This window comes from Bacteroides sp. HMSC067B03, from assembly GCF_001811315.1.
GTDB lineage: Bacteria > Bacteroidota > Bacteroidia > Bacteroidales > Bacteroidaceae > Bacteroides > Bacteroides faecis.
The window spans coordinates 1-17,403 of record NZ_KV804279.1 but is presented as its reverse complement, the minus strand read 5'-3'; the positions used below and the strand labels follow the sequence as shown (position 1 = coordinate 17,403).

Genomic DNA, 17,403 nt, shown 5'->3' with positions numbered 1-17,403 from the left:
AATGAAAGGGGGAGTTTATCGAATGCTTACTTTTGTAATTGGGTAAGTAACACCTGCTGATATTCAGTATATTTCATTTGGTACCTCCTTTCTGTTCTATCTGGGGGCGTTCTGAAAACCTATATATTCTTTTAACCCGGTAAATAAAAAAATAGGCTACAGGCTTGTCACAGCCGTTATTATGTGTTTTAGTGTCCTGGTCTATATGAATAAACCCGCTACTGGAAGATATTTTCAGCGGCATTGTTTTAGGGTATTTCTCGTTCAACTCCTTTACCTTTGCTTCCAGTTCAGTTTTAAAAGCATCAAAGGAAATCTTATCAGGGCAAAGCGTACTACCAAACTGGTTTGCAAACTCTGCCATTTCAGCACATTTTCGATTCTGTGGCTTATACTCGTTAAGCTCTATAAAATAAGATGTCATTTTCGGCCTCCTTTCTTCTGTAGTTTCTTTGCCCGATACACACAAACAGCCGCACCGATAACAGCCGGAGGGAAGATAAAAGTAAGGCAGAACCAGGCGATAGCAGATAAGTAATAAGCGTCAGAGGCCGAATTTACGGAACAATCTTTTTTCAGTTCCTGAAAATAACGATGTTGGATCGTGTTTACGTCCGTGCTACCAGTACGGAACGAAGGTACATAGCTTGTACCAGTTTGAAATTCTTTTTTCATAATAATGTGGTTTTGACTTAAAAAGAGAAAGGCGGTTACCGTTTCCCCAGTTCGTCAAAACCACATTGCTAACCGTCCGAAGAGCGGGTAATAATTTAAAGGGAAAGGCAACCGCCTAATATTTTAAAGTAGACAATCGTCAGGCATTAAAAAAAGCCCGTTTTTTATTCGAGCTAATAACCGAAGCTCTACGGGTTGCATTAGCAACATGATTTTGACAGGGGCAAATGTCGGTATTAAAATCTGAACAAAAAAAAAAAAACGTTAATAAAAGTTTATCATAAAAGAAAATTTATCGACTCTACGATTCGTTACTTCGTAACAAAAAATGCCCGCCAAAATAGGCGAGCGTTAATTTATATTTTACTATTCGTATCGCTTTCTTATAGCTTCCTCGGTATCTAAAATGCTATCATTATTGGGGGTATTGTTTTCCTGTGCCTTTAAAGCCTCTTTCTCCATGTCTTCAAAATCTTTCTGTGTTATAATACCTTCGCGTATTTCATCATCAGAAACTATATCTTTACTTAATAACCAATGATACACATTTTCTCCCCCCACGGTAACAGCATACGCCTGCTCAAATTTCCACCTAAATTTAGCTAAATAATTCATAGCGTCTACCATAGAATAAAACTCTATTCTCTTACCAGTTTCATCTACCATAAAGTTTTTATACTGGTTCCAATAAGAACGCTTTTGCCCGAAATCAATTTGAACGCGTATCTTAGCACTTAATACTTTCCCGGTACCAACAATTTGGCAAAACGTTTTTCGAGTTTCTTGTGCTGTAGCTGCTACTACTAAAACAGCCAACACGATAGTTAATAATAATTGCTTCATATCAGTAACTTAAAATTAGTGTGTACTTTCGTGTGTACCACCCGTAAGTTCTGACGGTTATATATGCAGTGTAATTTTGACGGTTGCAAAAATACTTAAATATGTACATTTATAAAGAATATTATCCCCAAAAACGAAAGGCAACCGCCCCAAAATACACGGTAATTCACCCAAAAACGGGTAAAAAACGAGTAAAAACGCATAAAAAACGCGCTTTTTCGCGTAAAATTTTGGCCTAAATGCAGATAAATGACTGAAAAACAGTCAAAAACCGGAGAAATTTTCAAAAACTAAAAAAATGACACCTTCCGAAGACCGAGCCGCTCAGAAGTCGGAAAGCAGTTGCCCTCCCCCTAAAAGGTGAAATATGACCTCTTGGAAGGGGTACCCGTAACCTGGTAACACAAAAAACGCCGGAAAACCGAATTTCCAGCGTTACAAGGCAATTACCTTTTGTGCCTGTTCTCTATCCATTGATCTACAAACGAATCGGCCTGCAGCGTCCGCTTGCCTCGTACTAAAGCTATCCAGCCGGGGCGCATCAGTAAGTATTTGAAAGCGTCGGAGAAGTTGGTGGATAACATCGGTAGTTTTTTCGGTGCCAGCTTTTCGGACTTCTTCACTTTGAACACTACTTTAGAGTTACCCCGGTATTTGATTTCTGCCTTTGCCTTTTCTACGGAACTAACCATTTCTTTACAATTCAACGCATCAACCAACAGGATAGGCAGGTTCTTGTTGGTACCGCCCATAAGTTCCTGCATAAAGTCGTATTCCGCATCCTGCCGGATAACTGCCTGTTTACGGCTTTTCAGGTTTACGATCCAGCCGGTACGGTTCCCGCTGCCGTCTTTTTCTATGGCGTCTTTTATCTTACCCGCGTAATCTTCCTTTTGCTTCTCAAAGTTATTACCTGCACGGTCATAATACAAATCAAGTTCTTTATACTCATGGTTCTGGAAGAAAGTAAGGAACTGGTCGGCGATCTCCCGGAACCAGCCCGGCGGTATCTCAAAAAAGTTCTTATGTACCCGGTAATAAGCACCGTCCGGCTGACCGATCACCAAAGAAAGCATATTACCAAAGTCCATACCGCCTTCAATCGCTTTATCATGGTGCAAGTACCGGAGTTCCCGCGAGCTGTAAGCGGCTTCCCCGGACATGGTACCGTTATAATACTTATGTCCTTCACCGAACAACACATAGAAACGTAAATCCCTGCGAAGACCGGGACGCATACCAACCACCGACTTTTTAAATTCGTGAAGCTCCAGCGTACCATTATACAACCGCTTTAAATACTCTATCGTAAGTATCTCAACGTTAGCGAATGAAGAAGCGTTAAGAAAGAACGTCTGCCCTTTTCTCAACTTCAACAAAGCACGATCGTAATATTCAATATCCCGCTTCAAACGTTTCAGTTTCAAGGGGGAAGGCCTGTTCTTTCTTTGTTCCCGTAAAAGGGAAATTATCAAGTCATTACGTACACTTGCCGCCTGCACTATCTTAATGATCCGTTCCGGGTCCATTTGCTTGACATACCGGAAAAACCAGTCGTACTCGTTTTCGTCGATATCCGGCATATCGGTAGTAATGGTTATTCCCAGGAACAAATGGGAATGTCCGTAAGTGATCGCATCACCGCGAAGAATAGGCATAGCGCGGTTTACTTTCATTTCCTTATCGTACTTCGCTTCATCATAAAACAGATGTATTACAGACTTTCCGGCAAGCAATGAAGGGTTATCCAGTGATCCCATGAAAATAACACATCCGTTCCAGAAGCTATAAACATGCTTGTAATCATCTACGATAACCGAACATTTACGCCGCCAGGATTCAGGCGGGCGGGTATCTTTTACATAGTGTACCCCTTCGATCAGGCCCATAAGTTGCCAGCCCTTCTGTACGGCCGGCATTATATTATCTTCCAGGTTACTGTAGGTATTGGCAACAAAAGCGAACGCACCGCCGGGCATTTCTTCCACACACCGGGCGGAACGCCTGGCTTGTATAACGGTAGATTTAGCCATACCGCGGCCGTCAATAGATACAAGGATAGTAGTATCGACCCAGTCCGTCAGAACCTGGATTATATGACCGTATTTTATTTCTACATCATCGGCGTTACTCACCTTCGTTATCTTCCCCGAACTCTTTGATATCATACAACATACGTTTTTTCAGATCAAAAGCTTTAATACGCGCATCCTCTTTTATATTATCACGTACAATAACAGGAATTTCCGGTATCGCGTCGATAAACTCTTCCAATTCCTTACGGTCGATTTCAGGAACACCCAGATCCTTACGGCTGGTAGTATAAATAACCGTGCTTTTCTGTGAAAGCAGTTCCTCCGGTATTTCGGTCTGTTGGTCCTTATAACATCCGCGAAGTTCCGCCGCCAGTTTCAGAAGGTTCTTAGCCTCCTTTACATTACCCATAAGAAAGACGGTATTCGCCCAATTTTCGGCCTTTTCCGCATACAGGTTGGCGAAAGCCTGCGGGCGTACGTTATCCTGTGTATAAAAGAAATTGAGACTATCGGCGTACACCTGGCGGGCCATCCAGTCCGAAAGGCCGTAAGGCTCCGACTTTAAAAGGCGGATGATACCGGCCTTTGTCACCAACTTGCCATTTATACGCATACGGGCACGAAGGCCCCGTACCATTTCCATAAGGCTGTAATATTCCCTTTCATCGGGCGCGAGTGCTTCCAGCGTACCGGTAGAAAGAATCCTTTGAATCTGGTTGATATCCACCTTGTCAAAGTCTATTCGTGAGGGCTTAATTAAATTCGTCGTCATCCATTTGTTCGATTAAACGTTCAAAAGTATGTCTTTTCCGTACGGCCTCCAGCTGTTTTATAGCTTCCACGTTTCCACCTTCCGCCGCCTCATGGAGTTTTATTTCAGGGGCGGCACGTGCTACGAGAATCCCTTCCCGGATCAGGAAGTTAACAGAAGTTCCCACCGTTTCCGCATCCCGGACAAAAAGCCCGGCATTTTCCGGAGAAAGCCCCAGGGAAACGGCTATGTCTTTCGGGGAATACCCTAAAGAAGACAAACGCCGTACATCCTCTTTTTGCTGCGCATCCAGGTAAATACTATCCACCACCGTTAAATCGTTCATACGCATCTTTTATTCGTTTCTGTGCCGTGAAATAATAAATTTCGTCCTGTTCCATTAAAACAAAGTTCCGGCCGCTTTCAATGGATGCCACGGCCGTAGTACTGGAACCGCCGAAAGTGTCCAGGATCAGATCGCCCGGTTTTGTACTGTCTTCAATCAGTTTACGGATCAACGCTACCGGTTTTTGCGTGGGATGAACCTTTTCACCTTCTACCAGTTTAGCACCGGACGCAAAAGAACGGATATTATCTATTATGTTTGTGGCACCAATAGAAACACCCTTTCCACAATGAAACAAAATAAGTTCATGTATAAAGGCGTAATGATTACCCGGCCCCGACTGTTTATTCCAAACGAGCATGTTTGACGCGCCTAAATACAAGTCAAACAACGGATAATAAAAAGCATATCCGCGCCAGTCCGTAAAAAAATACACGCAAGCACCGGGTTTCTTCACCCGGTTAAACTCCTGAAACAAATCTCGGTAAAAGGGTTTACAGATAGACAAATCTTTAAAACTGCCTTTCTGCCCGTTATGTGTCATTCCCAGGAAATAAGGCGGATCGGTTATTATACAATCCACAGAATTGTCCGGAACACGTTTCAACGCCTCCAGGCAATCCTCGTTATAAATTTGGTTTGTTATCATTGGAAAGTTGTTTAAGCCGGCTTTCTTCTTTTTCTATCCGGAGGGTTAATGTCTTGAGCTGGTGCCCCAGCTCCGAGCGGTCGCAAGGGTGAGAAAAACGGCCCCGGTCCTTCATGATCCGTTGCCGTTTTCCTGTCAAAGTGGCAATAAGTTCAACTACTTTTTTTTTCGCGCCTCGATTTCTTCCTCTATGGCCTTTTGTGTAGTCTCCCACTTTTGGATCAGTGAAAGGGCACTCGCTTTCTTCTTCTCATCATCCCCGGCCTGTTCCAACTTCGCCTTGTTCTTTGAAAGGTTGGCACGGGCGTTATTCAGTGCCTTTTGTATGTCGATATCCGAAAGGTTCTCGACACCCTTACGGACGGACAAACTTTTTACCTTCTCACATTTACCCAGAATCTTTCCGTTTTCCCGGTAATATTCCAGCTCGTCCCACATTTCGCGGTTAGCAATGAAGTTTTCCACAACCGCCTGCGCTTCCTGTGCTGTAGAAAATGAACTGACATCATCCGGCGTAGCTTCCAGACGGGCGAAAGCCTCCTTATACTTCCCGTATGCGGTGAACATGTCGGAAACAAGTATTTTCAGAATGTCGGGGCAATCCGGAGAGTTCAGGAAGGTAAATTTCTCGCGGAAACGTATCATTTTGGTTACGGTTTCCGGAGCCGCCTTGTATCGTTTCTCCGCCTCTTCCAGTTCCTCTTCCAGCTCTTCCACACGGTCGGCATTTTCATCCATGGAAAGAACCTTATCCCGGAAATCGGACGAAACGAGTTCTTCCACGCTGACGCCGAAAGATTCGGCAAGTTCCAGCAGCAAATCATCGCTGTATTTTACCGGTGTTTTGGCCGTTTCCTGCCGGGCGGGTTCCATTTTTACCGCGGCCGGCTGTTTGGAGTTGCGCCGGATCGTCTTAAATTCACGTTCGGAAAGCCCGGCCAGTTTCCGTAGTTCCTCTAAAAGAATGGCCTTCATCGTTTCCGTTTCTCCCTGCCGGCGGAATGACTTCTTTAGCATACGGTTGATACCGTATTTCTCGTACAGTTCCACGCCTTGAATAAAGTTACGCGGACCGGCCAGATAGGTAATAATTTCCTGTTTCATACTATATAAAATTTGATGATACAAAGAAAAAAAAGGCAATTACCCCCAAAAAGGACAAAGGGTGGCCGGGCATGTGCTGCCGGTCACCCTTTGAATGATATGAAAGCCGTTTACTTACGCCTCATAACGGCTTTGTTCAATCCATTTCATAGCCTCCGAACCGTCATTAAACGCCCGCAATGTCAGTTGGGAACCTTCGGAAGCGGTAAACGTCTTACCGCCTTTCAGAAGGAAATTACCGCCTTTTTCCACTGTTGGCGCAACGCCCGAACATCCCATAAGGGTAATTACCGATCCATGACTTCCACCGGTAACACCAGCTATTTTGGCCGCACCTGCGGAAAGCTGGTACTGCCCGTCCGTTTGGTAATCTATATCCGTGGCCTCGGCTTCCACTACGGCCACTGGTTCTTCCAGGGTGTCGGTACCCCGGTAAATGGCGATATCATCCCCCTTGCTGATCTGGGTGAAAGTAAGTTCGTTCGTATTCGATTCATTGGAACCGGTATAAGAAACGGATAACTTACACGGGTTACAGGGCGTTCCGATCAGATCGGCAGGCTTTCCACTACAATAACGAAGCACAACGATACATTTTTTAGACAGCCAGTTTGTCTTAAACTCGCGAATCTCCTGTTCGTTACCGGGATGATTGAACTTAACGGAAGGCGTATAACCTTCGGCGTCGGTTTCCCCGTCACTGTTGGAACTGATTTCAGCGGTACCGGGTGTCAGGTAAATACCAATCGCATAACGCCCCGCCTTCATTACGATGTCATCCTCAATAACCACGCCGGCCTCATTTCTCTGCGGAAAAGAAAGAATATCGTCAACGTCGTAAATTACGAGCTGATCCTTGGGCTGAATACCGTTACCGGGATTGCCGGCCGGCCTTCTTACGCTTGCTTTTAAGTATGTCATAACTTAATGATTTATAAGGTTATAAAATGGAAGGGATAAAGTACCCCTTCCGATTAATTTAGCCTCTTGCCACTTCGTAGAATTTACCGTCAGCGGCTTTCGCCAATTTGATGAACTTGCCTTCGGAAAGCGTTATAGCTTCGGTTAAAACAAAGTTTCCACCGCTGGCAATGGTAGAAGCATTTTCAGAACCGTTTCCGTAAATCGTGTAAACGATTCCGGCTTCTGCATCGGTAAAGTTAGTGATTGCCGTTGCTTTTGTATTTACACCGGTAACGAATACTTCACCGTCAAGCAAGGAAGGTGTCGTTTCATCCGGCGCAAACTGCAACGCATCGGAAGAAGCGTTTTCGCGACCAATCTCGATAAATTTACCGTCGGCACGTTTCATCAGTTTGATAACGTCCCCCTTACCGGGCTGCCAGGCATCGGAAATAAGTTCAAAGTTTCCGCTTTTCTCGATCTTAACACCCTTATCCACGCTTCCGCATTTCAGGGAAATAACCGCACCTACCGGAGCGTCTTCAATATCGGTAATAGCAAATTCGGCTGTATTGGCTACGGTAACAATGGATGTATGAAGTTTGGCCGACGGGTTCTTGTCCTTGTCAGCATCCACGAAGTAAGACGCCGGGCGGTCATACTCATTACAGAAGATCATCTGGCGCGTATAGTCCATATCTTCTTTCTTGGTGTACTTGAATCCCACGGCAATAGCCCAGATACTTTCACGCCAGTTACTCCAGACTTTCAGGCTCCAGTCTTCCTGCTCCAAGTTGAAAGCCGTCATTTCACCCGGCTTATCCTCGTAGGTTTTAATGTTACCTTCAAACGTCCAGAAGATACGGTGGTGGTTGTCAGCATTGGGAACCGGGATAATCTTCACCGCCGGATATTCCTTTACATACATGATATTAGCCTTGTAATCCTGGTTCTGCCCGTAATGCAGTTCATTGTATTTATGATACAATACAATAAAGTGCGAAGGCATATAAAGTGCCAGGTTACCGCTGTCACGAAGAACCGCCGGGATCATGGAAGTACCTTTGTACACTTTTTCACCGATGTTTGCTTCGGTAAGTTCTCCCAGCTCGAACGGCTTGATCTGGTAAACGAGTTTTCCGTTATTGATATCGGTATGTCCGTTCACTTTCTTGCTGATGAACTCATACAGCCCGTCGGCTGCAGCAAGTGCTTTGCCGGGTTCGTTCAGATTCGGGTCCTTACGGATTCCGTTAATACGGCGTTGTTCACGCTCGTTATGCAACTTTTTGGCGGTTTCGGCCAGGATGTACTCGATAAAAGACCACTTGATAGGGTTTGAACCTTCCTTGTTCAAAGTGCCGATCCAGGTTTTCTCCAGGGCCTTTAAATTTTTGAAACGGTGTGCAAACATCACGTTGAACATGCGCAGGGTTTCATCGTCGAACTCGTAGGAACCTTTAGTCACCTTATCGAAGTCGGATTCCTCATTACCGGCCTGTGAAAACTCACCCAGCCAGATATTAACCAGCGTAGCCAAATCCTGATAACCGGATTCAAGCGGGAAAATACTTTCAATGGAAGGAAGTTCCATTAAAAACGACTGCAAACGCTGCTGCCAGGGAATACGGTAAAAGGCCCCGAGGTCCTCCTTCAAACGGCTGTAGTCAATGGAACTTGCTTTCGGAAGAGCGATCATTTCAAAACCGGCAGCCTCCATTAACGCAGCTTTAGCGCGAAGGTTATACGGGCGATCCTCCAGTGAGAACATTTCACCCTGCAAGCCCCCCAGCTGCTTTTCGTCCTGGAGATTGAATTTCCCCTTACCGTCCGCCTGGGCGTTGTGTTGTTTCCCTTTGCCCGGATCATCTTCCGCAGCGGCCGAAAGTTGAGCGATAATACCGGAAAGCTTTGTTATTTCGGCATCCTTCTTGGCAATTAACGCGGTGTTGTTCCGGTTCTCGTCACGCTGTTGCGTCTGCAAGGCTTCAAGCTGTTCCTGCGCTTGTGTCAGACGTGCCGCAGTGTCACCCAACAAACCACGAAGGAAAGCGGTAGTTTTAGGCTCCTCGGTTTCCTCTCCCTGGTTCCCGTCTTCGGATTCGTCCTGGAAATCGTTTTCGAGGGACGCTTTAAAGTCCGTGAGGAATTTTTCGGTAAAACCGTAATTTTTCAGTTTTGCCACTTCCTCGACCGTGATAGAGTTTTTGTCCTCTACCTTGCTCCATTCCGACAGCCCCAGCAGGGCCAGAATGTGAGCGGAAAAGCTCTTAAATTTCATATATACAAAATTTTGAAGTTAATACTATATGTTATACATCTCATTTACTTTTCTGACGGTGGCCTGTGCCAGTACCCACTTTACAGCGTCTTCCAGCGTACCGAACTGGTCTATATAACCGTTTGCCACGGCTACGTCGCCGGTGAATATCTGTCCCCGGAAAAGGGGAAGTTCCGGATCGTAGGCAATACCCAGATTCCGACTGATCGCATCACAGAAAATACGGTGCATGACTGCCAGACGTTGTTTTATAGGCTCTTCGTTGTTCTCTTTTTCAATCGCGCGGGTTTCATAGTTTTTCAGATCGGCACTATCCGGATAGATTTCCCGGTAATCAATGCCCTGTTTCCTAAAATATTCCTTAAAAGATTGGTAAGTAAGCATGATCCCGACGGAACCGACTTCACACATAGGGGAAGCGATAAAGGTTCTACCGGCGGCGGTTCCCAGCCAGAAATGGGCACTCCCCATGGTACCGGCCACATAGGTAGCTATAGGCTTGGAAGATTCGGCAATCATTTTAGCCGCCAGGTCCACATGTGCGACCATGCCGCCCGGCCCATTGATCCAGAGTACCGCACCGCAAATCTTAGGATTATCGAAAACATCCCGGAGCTGCTTTTCCAGGCGGTAAGTCTCCCAGGAATACAAGGTACCTTCCAGGATAATGACGGCCACGCTGTCAACCGGCAGCGTGTCGTCGTCCAGTTCCCACCGGTTGGCAAGGTAAGGCGTAGTAGCGTAAGCGGTTATTTTATTATTGTTAAGCCGTTTTTCGATCGCATCCAGGTTGCCAGCTGCAACACACGGCACAAGTAAAGAAAGCAACCGGTAATAATCATTATCAGCGATTGCCCAAGGTGCTGTAAAAATCTCCTGTATTTTGTCCACGTTCTCTTTTTTACGGCAAAGAAAACGCCTATATAATAGGTAGAGAAGGACTGAAAGGAACCTACAGGAACGCATCAACGCCCGGACCCGTACCGGACAGGGTACAATTATACAGCCCCCCGCCGATTTCAAAAGAAAAGGTAAGCGGGTAATCGGGAGAACCGGAAACACGGGTATTACCCGTTTCGTCAATATAAAGAGCGACAAAGGGTGTCGCTTTCAGGTTTTCCAGATAAAGCGTCTTATTTTGGGACACGTCGGCAAGTTTGAAGGTATGTTTTTTAGTATAGACGTCTTCGTTTTTGCTGTCACCTGGTTTTAAGGTTCCCGGTACGATCGTAAGAATATCAGGTTTTCCGATTGAGCGGATAACGACTTTCGAACGCACGACGCCAAAATGAATAATGTCGTAAACGGGAACCAGTTGCAGGCTATGGGCGGCGGATATTAACTTTCTTGACATAATTACAGATATAAAGTATTGATAATCAAACATTCAGCATTTTTCGGACGTTTTTCAGCCAAAAACCGGACAAAAAAGGACAAACAGATACAGTTGGTAGGTAAAAAATAACTTGCTTTTTTACATTTTTTTTCGGTTATAAGCCCTTTTCTTCTTACGCCTGAAACTGTCCCGCCACCGCTGGTAGTTTTTCAGTAACCCGTCTTCCTGAATGGAAGATATATCATACTTTTTCAGGAAGGTAAAAACGGTTTCCTTAAACTCGATTCCGCGCAGATGCTTGTTTTCGTCCATGAGTTCGTGCAGCTCGGCCCACATCAGGGCACGCAAACGCTTTTCAAGAATGACGGTACCACGTACGGAAATGTAATTAAACTGTTCCGGAGACTTGCCGCCGGCAAAATTGGCCTCCCGGCGGTCAGGCAGCATAAACTCCAGATTGCCGCGGTCAGCCGAACAATTAACCGGCCGTTTCTCCATAAGATCGTAAATAGTCACATAGATATCGGACGAAGAAGGAAAACGGACGGTACCGACCGTTTCGTCGTAATATTTGCCCCGGACGTACTCGGCCAGGTAGGATTCAATCTGTATTCGGGTGGTAATCATAACAATAACATTCCTTTTTAAAGACAAAGATATCCCTTTATACGCTGTTGTTCTGATATTTACAGAAAAATGTAGGCTTTCGGCCGTCATTTTGATAAATATACTCCGGGAGAATAATTATAATGTGCCTTTCCTTGCCACCACGCCTCCGACATTTTCTCCGCCAGGCTGTTCTAATATAATCCGGTACTAAATTTTTGTAATTTCGTAACCGGGCAACCGTTAAAGATAAGATATTGTATCTTAGCAACTTAGCAACGTTACTAATTCCCGTTACAAAAAAATGGCAGGAAAACAGTTTGTAACCGGGCTTACCGGTAGAAGATAAAAAGGCCGGTGTTACAAACCGGAAAAGTTTGTAACCGTTTTGTAACTGCAACTTCGTAACCTTTATTTCCTATTTATTTATTTGATTTTCAGACTTTTTTCTTTCAAGCAAACAAAGGTTACAAGGTTACTAAAATTTTGTATGAAATAGAGGTGGGGTATGGGGAGGGAAGACGAACGGACACCTTTGTTTCCATACGAAAAGAGGGACCGACACTTTCGTATCTGGTCCCTCTTTTCGTAGTTTACCGGCTTCGGTTCGTCTTATACACGGTGTTTGCATCTGCTTAAAATCCATTTCTTTACGTCCGGGTCCACATGGCGGTGCACGACGGCCGTATAGTCTTCGTTAAATTCATACTCCAGGGAGTTGTTGCCCTCCAGGATAAAAACACAGGCCGTTTTGATGATCCATTCGAGCTGCTCGCCCGAATAGCGTTCCAGCACCAGGACGGTACCGGGTTTCATACGCTCCAGATAGCGGTAGACCTGTTCGGCGAATTTCCGGAACCTCTCGCCACTGTTCCAGAGCGCGGTAAACTCGGACATGCTGTTTAATTTCAAATGCGCGTTATTCATTCCTCCGGTCGTTCATCAGGTACAAACATGAGTGTCGGATCGGTCGGTTCCGTTTCACCACCGACAGCCGGTTCCGCCGTACTACACGAACGTAGATAAATCATGTCGGCGGCCTTGCCGTCGTTATCCTTGCGGACGATGCGCCCCTGGGAGTTACAAAGGTCCTTCGGGTTGAGTTCGTCAATGTAAGGGCAAAGGGCCACAAAGCCTTTGAGGGCTTTTGTAAAACGCTGCATCGTAATTTTATTCACACCGGAAAAACTTTTGTAATCGGCGAAGGCCTTTTCACGGACGATAAAACTGTCCAGGTGCTCGCTGTCCGGAGAGAAATAAGAGTTCGCCCAGTCCTCGAAATTATTGCCCATATCGGCCTTGTATTTACGCCTGATAATGTTTTCCATGGGCGGAAGTAGTTTAACGGATTCCTCACAAAGAGAAAGATAAAAACGGCAGCACTGCAAGAAGAAATTTATATCGGCGTTCCACTCGTTTTCGGAATACGTCTTAGAAAACAAATCCTTACCGAAATCGTCCCGGATAGAACGCGTTTCCCGGTAGTCGTTATCTTCCGTACGCTGGTGGTAGTAGTCGGAGAATACCAGGTACAGCAAACGGGCTTCCGTAGACGGGTCAAAATCAATAGGAACGTAATTGGTTGTAAATCCCAGCTTGGCCGATTCCTCGAACGGTATAGTAAACGACTGGTTGTTCTTCGGGTTCACGGTCATATCCGACGTGATGATATCGTAAAACAGGCCCGTATTAAGATACCGGTCGCAATCATCCACCAGAATAAAGTCGGTATGCTGGTTCACCTGGTCGAACACGTGCGGGTTATCCATTAGTTTAGGATTACGGCCGGAAAGCTTGACGGTCTTCATAAAGTAGGAAAGGGCCTTGAACATGAATGATTTGCCCGAACGTCCGTTACATTCCCCGTCTTCACCGATCTTGTTATCCATGGCCTGCGGTGCCCAGGCACGGGAAGGGGATTTATACCGGTGCAACATATAACCGATAGTAAATATCTTATTGATAAGGTTCTTTTTCTGTTCGGCCACTTCTTCCGCCGTGAGGCCTTCCCCCTCGATATCGAATTTATGTTTTTCCCGGTAAGATTCCGCTTCTCCTACGCTCTTATCATCGAAATTATATTCCAGCTCCTTACGCCAGTAAACACGGCTCGAATTGATTACATAACCGAAAAAGTTAGACGGAACGGCATTTATCTGGATATCAAACACATCGTTGCCCTCTATGTCTTTTTTACGGGAAATAGTGAACATGTCTTCCATAAGACGAACTTTGTGTTTCAGTACGTTTTCTTCCCAAACGTAGTGGGATAATGTGCTGCCGTTGGCCGGATGTTCCTTTATACCGGTACCGCTTACCTCCATGCTGCAACCGGGAAAGAAGAACATCTGTGTATTATGGGTATAATTGGTAAAGTCCAGTTCTATTTCCTGCAAATTGTCCAGGGCTGTATCTGATAGTTTGGGGCTGTTCAAAATAAGGTTTCTTATATCGCGGGATAAAAAACTATCCTGGGCCCAACCGCGGATAAACTTCCGGATATCCTTTGCCTTTATCAGTTTTACGATATTGCCGGTAATACGGATGTATTTCGTTGAACTGGAATTTTCATCATGAAGCGAATAGAAACCGTTAAGACGTAAAAAGTAGTGAAGGCAGTCCGCGTCGATGTTGTGATCCCATTGCCGAGATTTCTCGTTAAACTTGGAATACCAGAATTTGGCGGGCATGGCAAGCGTCATAAGGTTACGAAAATCTTCGTTCTTGCTTCTTAATTCCATAAAGTCCCGGAAATCTTTACGGGGTTTGCCCCGCTGGTCCCGGTAAGTGTTAAGCCAGGCCGGTAGCCAGATCGTGTGGATATCAATAAAGCGTAGTGCAAGTTCCGTACCCTTCACCCTGCCCGTCGTGTCGATATCAGGTATGTTATACAGAACTTCAACGTATTTCATGATCTCTTTATAGTCCTGTTCGGAAAGTTTGTACGATTCCGAATTAAACCAGACCGGAGAAAAGCCCAGCGATTTAACGCACAGGGCGTCGCGCTCTCCGGAACATATAAACGCCTCCTGCAGCTTCTGCTCCTTATAGGGCTTTTCTGCATTGGCCGGATTCTTTTTAAAGGCGGCTTCTTCCCTGGAATTAAATTCACGGTATAAGGCTTTCAGTTCGGAAAGGCCGTTTATATAGTCCTTCGGCTTGACACCTTCCGGGGTGTAGGAAAAACGCCACTGCTTGTCTGGATTCAAAGGCTCGTATATTTTATAGAACTTCACTTCGGGCGTGTCACCTTCGGCCGGTTTTACCAGACATTCGCGCATAAAGATAGGGTATGTCGCAGTCGCGTATTTATAAGTTACTTCGCGATTTTTTACATACCCTATATATTTGGCCGAATACCAGTGCAGGGCCTCGGCGTTCTCTTGGGTGACACGGGGGCCGAGTATGCGTAACTGCTCCGGGGTAAGATGATCGGCAAGCTCGAAAATTTTAGTACCGTCTTTCTGATCCTGGGAGGCCGGAACCTTACGGATATCCGGCTTGTTTACGTTACGATTAAGTTCATCGGTTACGTTGTACATGGACGCAAGTTTAAGAATAGCCTCATTAAACCGGAGGCCTTCCTCATACATGCAGATATCGACAGGGCTTTGAGCCGTTCCGGTATCGCCGAAATCCGTTACCTTATAAACCTGCTGGGAACCTTCCTTTCCGAATAGCTTGATACAGGCCGACGCGTCGTCTTCTGACGGCCGGCGTTTGAAATGGCGGTTGGTTCCGACACAATCCCGGGCTTGCGGATAATAATGTAGAATTATATCCAGCCCGTTGTTGGTTACTTTGTAGATGTCTTCTGCCTTTATCATCGTTATAAAGTTACGTAGTTACTTATTTTTCGTTATTTTCCTTCTGTTCTGTTTTCAAGTCTCCCCAAGGTTGATACAGGAAAACGAATAATAACAGCCAAAGAAAAGCGGTTTTACCCGTATAATAAATGACAAAGGCAATCAGCCCCATAAAGGCAACCACGATAATAGCGTGGGCGATGTATTTTAAATTTTTATCTTTCATTGTTCAAACATGTTATACTGAATTGAAAAACCGAATTTGCTTAATCTCCTTTCCTGGAGAAGGGAACGTTTGTCATGTGAAGGCATAATGGCCACCAGGTTCTTCGTATCGAACTGGTAACCTTTCTTCCGCATCTGATAACGTAGGTTTCTTAGGCGTCTGTCTTCTTTCATGGCATTTCGTTAAAATTGTCTTAGTTTACAGAAGACACGGTACACTATCGCAAAGTATAGCGTTTAAATCCTCCTGTATGGTTTCCTGCTGCTCTCTGTTCAAGTGTACCAGGAAATAACCTTTTCCGCCGGAAAGATTCTTAATCTCCGCCAGATTATACTTCCTGTCTACCGCATCCACGAACGCAGGGGATTCCATGGGGCGGAAACTGCTGAATATTTTATAGGTTCCACTACTACCTTCTATTCGTAGCGTGGTTAATTCATCGGGGGTAGTAATTGTTGATTTCATTTCTAATTTGTTATGAGTTAGTTGATTCTTCTGTTTTCGCCTTATTATATCCAGCTCTATATGCGTTTATTACTAACTTTCGAACTTCCATTCGATCAATAAATTCAGGTTGAGGATCACACACTCTCTTAGAATGAGCTATCGCCAATATTGTTACTGTTTTCTTCTTCATTACTGATTTGTTTATAACTAAATGTTGGTAATTTCTTAGGCCGCGGACACTCTTTTACATAGGTTCTATCTACTGTAATAATATCCTGCAAAATACTTTTCTTTAATGCTTTCTTTTGCTTTCGAGGAAGTCTTATTAATTCTTTATATCCGTAAACACCGCCTACAATATGCCATAACCAAAAATTTACTTTTAACCCTTCATACATAATTATTTATGCTTTTTTGTGCCGGAGGATAGCATCGAACTACCAATAACACCCGCTTTCGCCCTTCGGGGTTATCTCCATACTCCGGCGGTTATTCTATGGAGCGACAAAAGCCGCCCCGGTTTTTATTCGCTTTTCTTTTGGAGAATATTTTCACTATGGAAAATTTTCACGCCTGTTACTTCCTCGATCTTATCTTTTGCAAGTTCGGGAATACGACAATGACTACCCCGCCAATTACGAACGGTATGTAATGGTACTTTGCATGCTTCTGCCAATTTAAGGGACATTTCAGAAGATTCTTTTACCGGCAAACTCAAAAGGTACATTCTTAGTTTCTCGCCGTCATCATTTCTTTTTAATTTTTTTTTCGTCATACTTTTATGATAAATATACTCTTTATTATTAACTTTACATAGCAAAGATATAATTATTTTTACCACAGGTGAATAAAATTCACGTTAATAAAAGTTATAACAAAGGTATAATATGGCTAATTTCTTGTTAATAAGAGAATTATGTGAATTAAAGAAAATTACTATACGAGAACTTGCTTCACGCATAGGAAAAGAAGATAGTAGTATACAGGCTATTGTTAGGAATGGATCAACGAATACAAAAACCATTGAGGCAATAGCAAAGGTTTTAGAGGTTCCTGTAGGTGTATTCTTTGATAATATTCCCATAACTGGGATAAAATCAAATGAACTTGATAAAGATGCAAAAATAGCTGATTTAGAAAGAATAATTGAAGAGAAAGAACGTCTAATACAAGTCTTATTAAGTAAGAAATAACCTGTAATAGACAAGAAATGTAGGCATATTGTAGGCTATACAATTATGCAAATAATTAATAATCAGGCGATTAAAGAACGTTACTTGAATCACTTTGAGAACTGATTATAAAAAAGTTATAATCAGTTCTTTTTTTCTATAAAAAGTCGAAAGGCTATAAAAAATCGGGATCAATGTAAAAACCTGAGGGATTTTCATTTT

Annotated in this window: 20 protein-coding genes; 1 reads left to right on the top strand and 19 read right to left on the bottom strand. The window is 44.3% G+C overall.

Annotated features, from left to right (window positions below; translation table 11 throughout):
• Window positions 1-73: 73 nt before the first annotated feature.
• From HMPREF2794_RS03130 to HMPREF2794_RS03040, 19 genes are all read right to left on the bottom strand, one after another.
• A complete protein-coding gene (locus HMPREF2794_RS03130; protein WP_070750883.1) occupies window positions 74-424 on the bottom strand; it encodes a hypothetical protein in 351 nt (116 codons plus the stop codon).
• On the bottom strand, window positions 421-675 hold the full coding sequence (locus HMPREF2794_RS03125) for a hypothetical protein (RefSeq protein ID WP_070750881.1): 255 nt from the start codon (window positions 673-675) through the stop codon (window positions 421-423). The genes HMPREF2794_RS03130 and HMPREF2794_RS03125 overlap by 4 nt, the downstream gene beginning before the upstream one ends.
• A 366-nt stretch (window positions 676-1,041) precedes the next feature.
• Entirely contained in the window at window positions 1,042-1,518 is a 477-nt protein-coding gene (locus tag HMPREF2794_RS03120; RefSeq protein WP_070750879.1) for a hypothetical protein, read from the bottom strand.
• Between the two features lie 446 nt (window positions 1,519-1,964).
• The gene (locus HMPREF2794_RS03115; RefSeq protein ID WP_070750876.1) at window positions 1,965-3,686 is read right to left on the bottom strand and encodes a hypothetical protein; all 1,722 of its coding nucleotides are present in this window, start codon (window positions 3,684-3,686) and stop codon (window positions 1,965-1,967) included.
• A complete protein-coding gene (locus HMPREF2794_RS03110; RefSeq protein WP_004325866.1) occupies window positions 3,646-4,326 on the bottom strand; it encodes a hypothetical protein in 681 nt (226 codons plus the stop codon). The genes HMPREF2794_RS03115 and HMPREF2794_RS03110 overlap by 41 nt, the downstream gene beginning before the upstream one ends.
• Window positions 4,307-4,651: a hypothetical protein gene (locus tag HMPREF2794_RS03105; RefSeq protein WP_055218023.1), complete on the bottom strand. Its 345-nt coding sequence runs from the start codon at window positions 4,649-4,651 to the stop codon at window positions 4,307-4,309. Before HMPREF2794_RS03105 ends, HMPREF2794_RS03110 begins: the two co-directional genes overlap by 20 nt.
• The gene (locus HMPREF2794_RS03100) at window positions 4,626-5,300 is read right to left on the bottom strand and encodes a DNA-methyltransferase (protein ID WP_070750874.1); all 675 of its coding nucleotides are present in this window, start codon (window positions 5,298-5,300) and stop codon (window positions 4,626-4,628) included. The genes HMPREF2794_RS03105 and HMPREF2794_RS03100 overlap by 26 nt, the downstream gene beginning before the upstream one ends.
• Before the next feature lie 156 nt (window positions 5,301-5,456).
• Entirely contained in the window at window positions 5,457-6,404 is a 948-nt protein-coding gene (locus HMPREF2794_RS03095; RefSeq protein WP_070750872.1) for a hypothetical protein, read from the bottom strand.
• A 114-nt stretch (window positions 6,405-6,518) separates the two neighbouring features.
• Window positions 6,519-7,325 (bottom strand): hypothetical protein, encoded by an 807-nt coding sequence (locus HMPREF2794_RS03090; protein ID WP_070750870.1) that lies wholly within the window; start codon window positions 7,323-7,325, stop codon window positions 6,519-6,521.
• A gap of 58 nt (window positions 7,326-7,383) precedes the next feature.
• On the bottom strand, window positions 7,384-9,588 hold the full coding sequence (locus tag HMPREF2794_RS03085) for a hypothetical protein (RefSeq protein ID WP_070750868.1): 2,205 nt from the start codon (window positions 9,586-9,588) through the stop codon (window positions 7,384-7,386).
• 24 nt (window positions 9,589-9,612) lie between these two features.
• Window positions 9,613-10,479, bottom strand: a complete 867-nt coding sequence (locus HMPREF2794_RS03080) for a S49 family peptidase (RefSeq protein WP_070750866.1) — start codon at window positions 10,477-10,479, stop codon at window positions 9,613-9,615.
• A gap of 61 nt (window positions 10,480-10,540) precedes the next feature.
• Window positions 10,541-10,975 carry a hypothetical protein gene (locus HMPREF2794_RS03075; RefSeq protein ID WP_182424848.1) on the bottom strand — a complete coding sequence of 145 codons (435 nt, stop codon included), beginning with the start codon at window positions 10,973-10,975 and terminating at the stop codon, window positions 10,541-10,543.
• An 87-nt stretch (window positions 10,976-11,062) separates the two neighbouring features.
• Window positions 11,063-11,551, bottom strand: coding sequence for a hypothetical protein (locus HMPREF2794_RS03070; protein ID WP_070750864.1), 489 nt, complete (start codon window positions 11,549-11,551; stop codon window positions 11,063-11,065).
• Between the two features lie 591 nt (window positions 11,552-12,142).
• The gene (locus HMPREF2794_RS03065) at window positions 12,143-12,457 is read right to left on the bottom strand and encodes a hypothetical protein (protein WP_070750862.1); all 315 of its coding nucleotides are present in this window, start codon (window positions 12,455-12,457) and stop codon (window positions 12,143-12,145) included.
• A complete protein-coding gene (locus tag HMPREF2794_RS03060) occupies window positions 12,454-15,357 on the bottom strand; it encodes a hypothetical protein (RefSeq protein ID WP_070750860.1) in 2,904 nt (967 codons plus the stop codon). The genes HMPREF2794_RS03065 and HMPREF2794_RS03060 overlap by 4 nt, the downstream gene beginning before the upstream one ends.
• A gap of 22 nt (window positions 15,358-15,379) precedes the next feature.
• Window positions 15,380-15,562 (bottom strand): hypothetical protein, encoded by a 183-nt coding sequence (locus HMPREF2794_RS03055; RefSeq protein WP_070750858.1) that lies wholly within the window; start codon window positions 15,560-15,562, stop codon window positions 15,380-15,382.
• A gap of 198 nt (window positions 15,563-15,760) precedes the next feature.
• On the bottom strand, window positions 15,761-16,027 hold the full coding sequence (locus HMPREF2794_RS03050) for a hypothetical protein (protein ID WP_007478431.1): 267 nt from the start codon (window positions 16,025-16,027) through the stop codon (window positions 15,761-15,763).
• A 128-nt stretch (window positions 16,028-16,155) separates the two neighbouring features.
• Window positions 16,156-16,407, bottom strand: a complete 252-nt coding sequence (locus tag HMPREF2794_RS03045; protein WP_070750855.1) for a hypothetical protein — start codon at window positions 16,405-16,407, stop codon at window positions 16,156-16,158.
• Between the two features lie 125 nt (window positions 16,408-16,532).
• Complete coding sequence (locus HMPREF2794_RS03040; RefSeq protein ID WP_192910310.1) at window positions 16,533-16,784, bottom strand: helix-turn-helix domain-containing protein; 252 nt, start codon at window positions 16,782-16,784, stop codon at window positions 16,533-16,535.
• Window positions 16,785-16,896: 112 nt separating this feature from the next.
• Here HMPREF2794_RS03040 and HMPREF2794_RS03035 point away from each other — a divergent pair, with 112 nt between their 5' ends.
• Window positions 16,897-17,202, top strand: coding sequence for a helix-turn-helix domain-containing protein (locus HMPREF2794_RS03035; protein WP_070750851.1), 306 nt, complete (start codon window positions 16,897-16,899; stop codon window positions 17,200-17,202).
• Window positions 17,203-17,403: the final 201 nt, after the last annotated feature.